Genomic DNA, 7,163 nt, shown 5'->3' with positions numbered 1-7,163 from the left:
GGGGGAGTGGGCGTGCTACGAGGTTTGGCTCTCTCCTTCCCCCTCCCCCCCCCTCCCCCCCCCCCCCCCCCCCCCCCCCCCCCCCCCCCCCCCCCCCCCCCGCCACCTGCCCGGTCGGGCAGAGACCGTTCCATCACCCCCGAAGGGAAGACCAACCGATGGCCAACACCGAGAGCGCCCTCAAGGACGTCATGAGTTCCATCGAAGGCGCGATTGGCGTCGCGCTCGTGGACTACGGCAGTGGCATGGCGCTCGGCACGCTCGGCGGCGAGGGCACCCTCGATCTCAACGTCGCGGCGGCCGGCAATACCGACGTGGTCCGGGCCAAGGCCAGGACCATGGAGATGCTCAAGCTGAACGACACGATCGAGGACATCCTGATCACGCTCACCGGCCAGTACCACGTGATCCGGCCGCTCACCAGCCGGTCCGGCAAGGGTCTCTTCCTCTACCTCGCGCTGGACCGCCAGCGGGCCAACCTGGCGATGGCGCGGCACCAGCTCAAGCGCATCGAGGCCGAGCTGGAGGTCTGACCCGCCCCCGGGACCCCGTGTGGCCCGCGACCGGTGGGCGGCCTCACCGGTACGGGCCACACGGGCCGGCTCCCACACCCTCCGACGGGCGTCCGGGGCCGCCGTCGGGTCACCCACGCGGTCTCCCCGGGTCCCGGGGCGCGTCTCCCCGAGGGTGGGGGGCGCCCACCGCGCTCAGCGGCGTGGCCAGGGACTCCAGGCTGCGGCGCTCCGCGCGGACGCCGAGCGCGGCCTCCACCAGGCCCGCCAACACCATCAGGGCGGCACCGATGCAGAACGCCAGCGTGGTGTCCGCCGGAACGCCGCTGCTCACCAGGCCGTTGAAGAGCAGCGGCCCGCTGATCCCGCCGAGTGCCGTGCCGACCGCGTAGAAGAAGGCGATGCACAGCGCCCTGGTCTCCAGCGGGAAGATCTCGCTGACCGTCAGGTACGCGGCGCTCGCCCCGGCGGAGGCGAGGAAGAGCACGGCCGTCCAGCAGGCGGTCATGGTGACCGCGTCCAGCCAGCCGCGCTGGAACAGGTACGCGGTACCGAACAGCAGGACCCCGGACCCCAGGTACGTCCCGGCGATCATCGGCTTCCGGCCCACCGAGTCGAAGAGGTGGCCGAGCAGCACCGGGCCGAGGAAGTTGCCGATCGCGATGGCTGCGAAGTAGTAGCCGGTGTGGCCGGTGGCAACGGCGAAGAAGGTGGTCAGGATGACGGCGTAGCCGAAGGTGACCGAGTTGTAGAGGAAGGCCTGGCCGGCGAAGAGGGCGAGGCCGAGCACCGTCCGCCGCGGGTAGCGCCGCAGCACCGTCCGCGCCACCGTGAGGAAGCCGAGCGGTGGCCGCTGCCGGATCACGATGGTCTCCTCGGGCCCGCTCAGCGGCCTGCCGCTGTCGGCCCCGGACCTCCGCTCGGCCTCCGCGACGATCCGCTCCGCCTCCTCGGCCCGCCCGTGGATGAACAGCCAGCGCGGGCTCTCCGGGACGTGCCGCCGCACCAGCAGGAGGGCCAGCCCGAGCACGACACCGATCGCGAAGGAGAGCCGCCAACCCACGTCGGTGGCGAACAGTGCGGTGTCCAGCAGGACGATCGAGGCGAACGCGCCGAGCGCGGCGCCGATCCAGAAGCTTCCGTTGATGATCAGGTCGATCCGGCCGCGCAGCCGGGCCGGGATCAGTTCGTCGATCGCGGAGTTGATGGCCGCGTACTCCCCGCCGATGCCGAAGCCGGTGAAGAACCGGCACAGGAAGAAGAACCAGGCGGTCCAGGAGACGGCGGTGACGGCCGTGGCGGCGAGGTAGACCGACAGGGTGACCAGGAAGAGCTTCTTGCGCCCGAGCCGGTCGGCGAGCCAGCCGAAGCAGAGCGCCCCGCAGCAGGCGCCCGCCACGTACATCGCCGCCGCCCAGGTGGTGACCTGCGCGGAGCTGATGGCGAGTCCGCTGCCACGCTCGGACAGTCGCCCGGCCATGTTGCCCACGATCGTCACCTCGAGGCCGTCGAGGATCCAGACCGTGCCCAGGCCGATGACGATCCGCCAGTGCCAGCCCGACCAGGGCAGCCGGTCCAGCCGGGCCGGTACGTCGGTCCTGATGTCGCCCGCCGCCGACCCCGCCTCGCCCACCGCCCCCGGGCCGGCCGCGCCGCCGCGCCGCTGTCGGCCGACTCCGCCGGGATCCGCCATGGCCGCCTCCCTCGTCCCTCCGGTACCGCTTCGGGCGGCGGTGCGTGTACCCCGTTTCCGTCAGATCGCAACCGAAGGGCGGTGGACATCCTCCGGACGGGTGACAGCCCCATTGGACTGTCCGGGGCAAATGGCAGCCTGCGTCTTACGGGTGAGGTGCGCCTTGCTGTGTTTCGGGCGCGTCCCGCGTGGGAAGTCCGGCGAGAATCCGGCGCTGACCCGCAACGGTGAACGGGGCCGCGGGCGCGCACCGTGCGCAGACCGGAGCTTCGTACTGCGCTACGCCGACCTGGTGGAGAGCCCGCGCAACCCGGCGGCGATCACTGCGCCGGGGGCGTATCTGCGCGAGGTGGCTGCCCGGTCGGCGTGGCGGGCGGGGCCTCGGCCGCCCGACCTCCGCGCACCGCCGGGGGCAGGCGGGCCGGGTCGTCCGCCAGAGCGGTCGTCCGAGCGTCATCGGCAGCAGTCCGAGGCCGAGCAGCCCCGCGCACAGCTCCAGCGCACCGGCGGGGGGAGACGGTCGAGCAGCAGGCCCGCCAGGGCGTTGCCGAGCGGGAGGCCCAGCATCAGCACCGTCATGGTCGCGGCGATCACCCGGCCGCGGAGTTCGTCTGGAAGATCAGCACATCGAGTTCGAACAGCAGCTGGCCGTGCTGCGGGTTGACCAGCGGAACCATCGACGGTCAACGCCCTTGTGCCAGGCCCCGGTTGAGCCGCCGGGGTGCTGGCGTAGACTCCCGGCATGGCGAAGAGCGTGTGGGACGAGCGAGACATACCCGACCTCACCGGCAAGACCGCCGTGGTCACCGGCGGCAACAGCGGGATCGGGTACCACGAGGTACGTCAACTGGCCGCCAGGGGCTGCCGGGTACTGCTCGGCGCCCGCAACCCCGCCAAGGGCGAGGCGGCGCTCGCCGGCCTGAAGGCCGCGGTCCCGGACGGCCGGATCGAACTGCTCCAGATCGACCTGGCCGACTTCGACTCGGTACGGAGCGCGGCCGAGAAGGTCGTCGGCACCTTCGACGGCCTCGACCTGCTGATCAACAACGCCGGGGTGATGGCCGTCCCGACCCGGCAGACCACCGCCCAAGGCCTGGAACTCCAGATCGGCACCAACCACTTCGGGCACTTCGCGCTGACCGGGCAACTGCTGCCGCTGCTCACCGCGCGCCCCGGGAGCCGGGTGGTCACGGTCTGCAGCCTGGCGCACCGGATGGGCCGGCTCGACTTCGGCGACCTCCAGTGCGAGCACCGCTACCAGGCCTGGGCGGCGTACGGCGCGTCCAAGCTGGCCAACGCGGTCTTCGTGCTGGAGCTCCAGCGCCGGCTCGCCGCGGCCCGTCTCGCGGTCGGCAGCTTCGGCGCCCACCCCGGCTTCGCCGCCACCGAACTGGCCGACAAGGGCCCGAGCCTCGGCGGCGGCAACCTCCTTTCGGTCCCCACCTCCTGGGGCGCCCGCCTGGTGGGCCAGCCCGCCGGGCGCGGCGCACTCCCCGTGCTCCGCGCGGCCACCGACCCGTACGCGATCGGCGGCAGCTACTACGGGCCGCTCGGGCCCGGTGAGCTGCGCGGCGCCCCCGGGGTGGTCTCCTTCCGGCGCAGGGCGTACGACACCGGGCTCGGCCGGCGGCTCTGGGCGGAGTCCGAGCGGACCACGGGAGTAACCTTCGAGTTCTGACCGCCGGCCCTGCTCGCCCGTACCCGGGCGGGGCCGCGAACTCTTGTCCGGCCCGAAGGCGCTCGGTAGGTTACCGGCAGGTTGCCCCGGTACGTCCGGCGAGCGGGGTCGGGGCGCGGGCGAGCAGGGGAGCAGCAGGTGGCGGACTGGGTCGGTCGGACGGCTGTGGAGATCGCCGGGGCGGTCCGGCGGCGTGAGGTGACGCCTCGTCAGGTGGTGGCCGAGCACCTGGACCGGATCGAACGGGTGGACTCGCAGGTCGGGGCGTTCCGCAAGGTCCTCGCCGGGCCGGCCCTCGCCGCGGCCGACGCGCTCGCCGACCGTGCCGACCTGGGCTCGCTGCCGTTGGCGGGCGTCCCGGTCGCGATCAAGGACAATCTGCCGGTGGCCGGTGAGGCGACCCGGAACGGCTCGGCGGCGACCCCGGACGCACCGGCGGCCGCCGACCACGAGACCGTCCGCCGGCTGCGGGCCGCCGGAGCGGTGGTGATCGGCCTCACCAACGTGCCCGAACTGTGCGTCTTCGGCAGCACCGACAGCGTCTTCGGCACCACCCGCAGCCCCTGGGACCTCACCCGGACCTCCGGCGGTTCCTCCGGCGGCAGCGCCGCCGCGGTGGCCGCCGCGATGGTGCCGGTGGCACTCGGCAACGACGGGATGGGCTCGCTCCGCATCCCGGCCGCCAACTGCGGTGTCCTGGGTCTGAAGCCGGGCCACGGCCTGGTGCCGGTCGACCTCGGGCGCGACGGCTGGCTGGGCATGTCGGAGAACGGCCCGATCGCCACCTGCTCCGCCGACGCCCGGGTGGTGCTGGAGGTCCTCGCGGGCCGCGAGGACCTGCCCGGCGCGGGCGGTGCCGAGGAGCAGCCGTTGCGGATCGCCCTCTCGGTGCGGTGCCCCACCGCAGGGATCCCGGTCGCCCCGCAGCTGGCCGCCGCGGTGCGCGACACCGGCCGCCACCTCGCCGCGGCCGGGCACCGGGTGGCCCGCGCCGAGGCGCCCTATCCGTGGTGGCTGGGGGCCGCCTCGGTGGGCCGCTGGCTGGCCGGCACGGCCGCCGACGCACGGGGGCTGCACCCGCAGCTGCTCGCCCCGCGGACTCGCCGGCACGCGGCGCTCGGCCGGGCCGTCACCCGGGCCGGACTGGTCCGGCAGTCCCAACGCGCCGACTGGCAGCGGCGGCTGGAGGTCTTCTTCGCGGAGTACGACGTGCTGGTCACCCCGACCCTGGCGCAGCCGGCGCCGCGGGCGCACCGTTGGCACACCCGGGGCTGGCTCCCCAACATCGTCTCGAACGTCAGGTACGCGCCGTACAGCCACCCCTGGAACCTCGCCCGCTGGCCCGCGCTCGCGCTGCCCGCAGGACACCACGCCGGCTTCGCCGAGTCCCTTCCGCTGTCGGTCCAACTGGTGGCACCGCCCGGCGGCGAGGGGCGCCTGCTCGCACTCGCGGCGGAGCTGGAGCGGCGCCGGCCGTGGCGGCGTACGGTGCCGGGCCTGCCGCACTGAGCCGGGTACCGGTGCCCGGCGCCCTCGCGGCGACGGGTCGCCGGCGGCCGCAGGACCTACGCGACGGCTGCTGTCCGACGGCCCCGCGAAGGCCCCGGCTTTCCGTCGGGCTCGGACAGGCGTACGGTGACGAGACGGCGCCGTACGCGTCTCCGCGGTGGGTGGAGGGGTGCACGGCGGGCCGGCCCGGTGTCGTGGTGCAGGCGCTGGAGGCGGACCGATGGGCGATCCGAAGGCATTCCTCAACAATCCCCGTAGACTCCGGGAGCGGCGGGCGGTACCCGATAGGGTCCGGGACTGGGCGGAGGTCTACCGGGAACGGGCGCTGCTGCCGATCATCAGCGGGCAGGCGGCCCGCTGCATGGACTGCGGCATCCCCTTCTGCCACCACGCCTGTCCGCTCGGCAACCTGATCCCCGAGTGGAACACGCTGGTCTCGGCCGAGGACTGGCTGAGCGCGAGCGCCCGGCTGCACGCGACCAACAACTTCCCGGAGTTCACCGGGCGGCTCTGCCCGGCGCCCTGCGAGAGCGCCTGCGTGCTGGCCATCGACTCCGAGGCCGTCACGATCAAGAACATCGAGCTGGCGATCGTCGACCGGGCGTGGGAGTCCGGCTTCGAGCAGCCGCAGCCGCCGGAACGGCTGTCCGGCCGGACCGTCGCCGTCGTCGGGTCCGGACCCGCCGGACTGGCCGCCGCGCAGCAGCTGACCAGGGCCGGCCACACCACCACCGTCTACGAGCGGGCCGACCGGATCGGCGGACTGCTCCGCTACGGCATTCCGGACTTCAGGCTGGAGAAGCACCGCCTCGACCGCCGGATCGACCAGATGCGGACCGAGGGCACCCGATTCCGTACGGGGATCGCGGTCGGCTCCGAGCTGCGCGCCGACGAACTGCGGTCGCGCTACGACGCGCTGGTCCTCGCGGTGGGCGCCACCGTCTGCCGCGAACTGCCGGTGCCGGGACGGGAACTGGCGGGAATCCACCAGGCCATGGAGTACCTGCCGCAGGCCAACCGGGCGGTGGCCGGTGACGGCAGCCCGGCGGTCTCGGCCGAGGGCCGGCGGGTGGTGATCGTCGGCGGCGGGGACACCGCAGCCGACTGCCTGGGCACGGCGCTGCGCCAACACGCGGCCGGGGTATGCCAGTTGGACATCAACCCCTGTCCGCCCGAGCGGCGTGCCGAGGGTCAGCCGTGGCCGGTGCACCCGAAGGTGTACCGGGTCACCACCTCGCACGAGGAGGCGCGGGAGTTGGCCGGAGCGCGGGATCCGCGCCGGTTCGCCGCCACCACGGTGCGTTTCGAGGGGGACGGGCAGGGGCGGGTGCGCGCGGTCCGTCTGGCCGAGGCCGAGCTCGGGACCAGGCGTCCCCGGCTGGGCACCGAGCAGGCAATCGAGGCCGAACTGGTGCTGCTGGCACTCGGTTTCTCCGGTCCCGAACCCGGCAGCGGCCTGGTCGAGCAGCTCGGCCTCGGCCTCGACGGCGCCGGGAACTTCACCCGGGACGGCGGGTACGCGACCGGTGTGGACGGAGTGTTCGTCGCGGGCGATGCCGGTCGCGGGCAGTCGCTGATCGTCTGGGCGATCGCCGAGGGGCGTTCGGCGGCCGCCGCCGTCGACCGCTATCTGACCGGCTCCACCGAGCTGCCCGCGCCCGTCAGTCCGGCGGACCGCCCGCTCACCGCGTAGGTGCGCCCGGCTACCGCTGCCCGCCGCGTTCCGGCCGTCGCGGTACGGCGCCGGTGCACACCGCGCCGCCCGGACTGC

The 7,163-nt window shown here is 74.0% G+C and carries 6 protein-coding genes; 4 read left to right on the top strand and 2 right to left on the bottom strand.

All coding sequences use genetic code 11. The features are described 5' to 3' along the window. Window positions 1-158: 158 nt before the first annotated feature. Window positions 159-533, top strand: coding sequence for a hypothetical protein (locus ACZ5ON_RS29795; RefSeq protein WP_465599205.1), 375 nt, complete (start codon window positions 159-161; stop codon window positions 531-533). Window positions 534-642: 109 nt separating this feature from the next. Here the strand turns inward: ACZ5ON_RS29795 and ACZ5ON_RS29790 are convergent, their stop codons facing one another. Further along, window positions 643-2,205 (bottom strand): MFS transporter, encoded by a 1,563-nt coding sequence (locus tag ACZ5ON_RS29790; RefSeq protein WP_465599203.1) that lies wholly within the window; start codon window positions 2,203-2,205, stop codon window positions 643-645. Between the two features lie 453 nt (window positions 2,206-2,658). Beyond that, window positions 2,659-2,784 (bottom strand): hypothetical protein, encoded by a 126-nt coding sequence (locus tag ACZ5ON_RS29785; RefSeq protein ID WP_465599201.1) that lies wholly within the window; start codon window positions 2,782-2,784, stop codon window positions 2,659-2,661. Window positions 2,785-2,947: 163 nt separating this feature from the next. Between ACZ5ON_RS29785 and ACZ5ON_RS29780 the strand changes: the two genes are divergently transcribed. From ACZ5ON_RS29780 to ACZ5ON_RS29770, 3 genes are all read left to right on the top strand, one after another. After that, on the top strand, window positions 2,948-3,883 hold the full coding sequence (locus ACZ5ON_RS29780; protein ID WP_465599199.1) for an oxidoreductase: 936 nt from the start codon (window positions 2,948-2,950) through the stop codon (window positions 3,881-3,883). Window positions 3,884-4,021: 138 nt separating this feature from the next. Beyond that, window positions 4,022-5,392, top strand: coding sequence for an amidase (locus ACZ5ON_RS29775; RefSeq protein WP_465599197.1), 1,371 nt, complete (start codon window positions 4,022-4,024; stop codon window positions 5,390-5,392). A gap of 220 nt (window positions 5,393-5,612) precedes the next feature. After that, window positions 5,613-7,085 (top strand): glutamate synthase subunit beta, encoded by a 1,473-nt coding sequence (locus ACZ5ON_RS29770; RefSeq protein WP_465599195.1) that lies wholly within the window; start codon window positions 5,613-5,615, stop codon window positions 7,083-7,085. Window positions 7,086-7,163 lie beyond the last annotated feature (78 nt).

The sequence above is a fragment of the Kitasatospora sp. NPDC032150 genome (assembly GCF_055579945.1).
The sequence above is the reverse complement of the archived record's forward strand: the minus strand, read 5'-3'. Positions and strand labels throughout refer to the sequence as shown.

Bases quoted from the DNA above. Each gene is read 5' to 3' on its own strand.
- ACZ5ON_RS29795 (WP_465599205.1), top strand. From the start codon at position 159: ATGGCCAACACCGAGAGCGCCCTCAAGGACGTCATGAGTTCCATCGAA.
- ACZ5ON_RS29790 (WP_465599203.1), bottom strand. From the start codon at position 2,205: ATGGCGGATCCCGGCGGAGTCGGCCGACAGCGGCGCGGCGGCGCGGCC.
- ACZ5ON_RS29785 (WP_465599201.1), bottom strand. From the start codon at position 2,784: ATGACGGTGCTGATGCTGGGCCTCCCGCTCGGCAACGCCCTGGCGGGC.
- ACZ5ON_RS29780 (WP_465599199.1), top strand. From the start codon at position 2,948: ATGGCGAAGAGCGTGTGGGACGAGCGAGACATACCCGACCTCACCGGC.
- ACZ5ON_RS29770 (WP_465599195.1), top strand. From the start codon at position 5,613: ATGGGCGATCCGAAGGCATTCCTCAACAATCCCCGTAGACTCCGGGAG.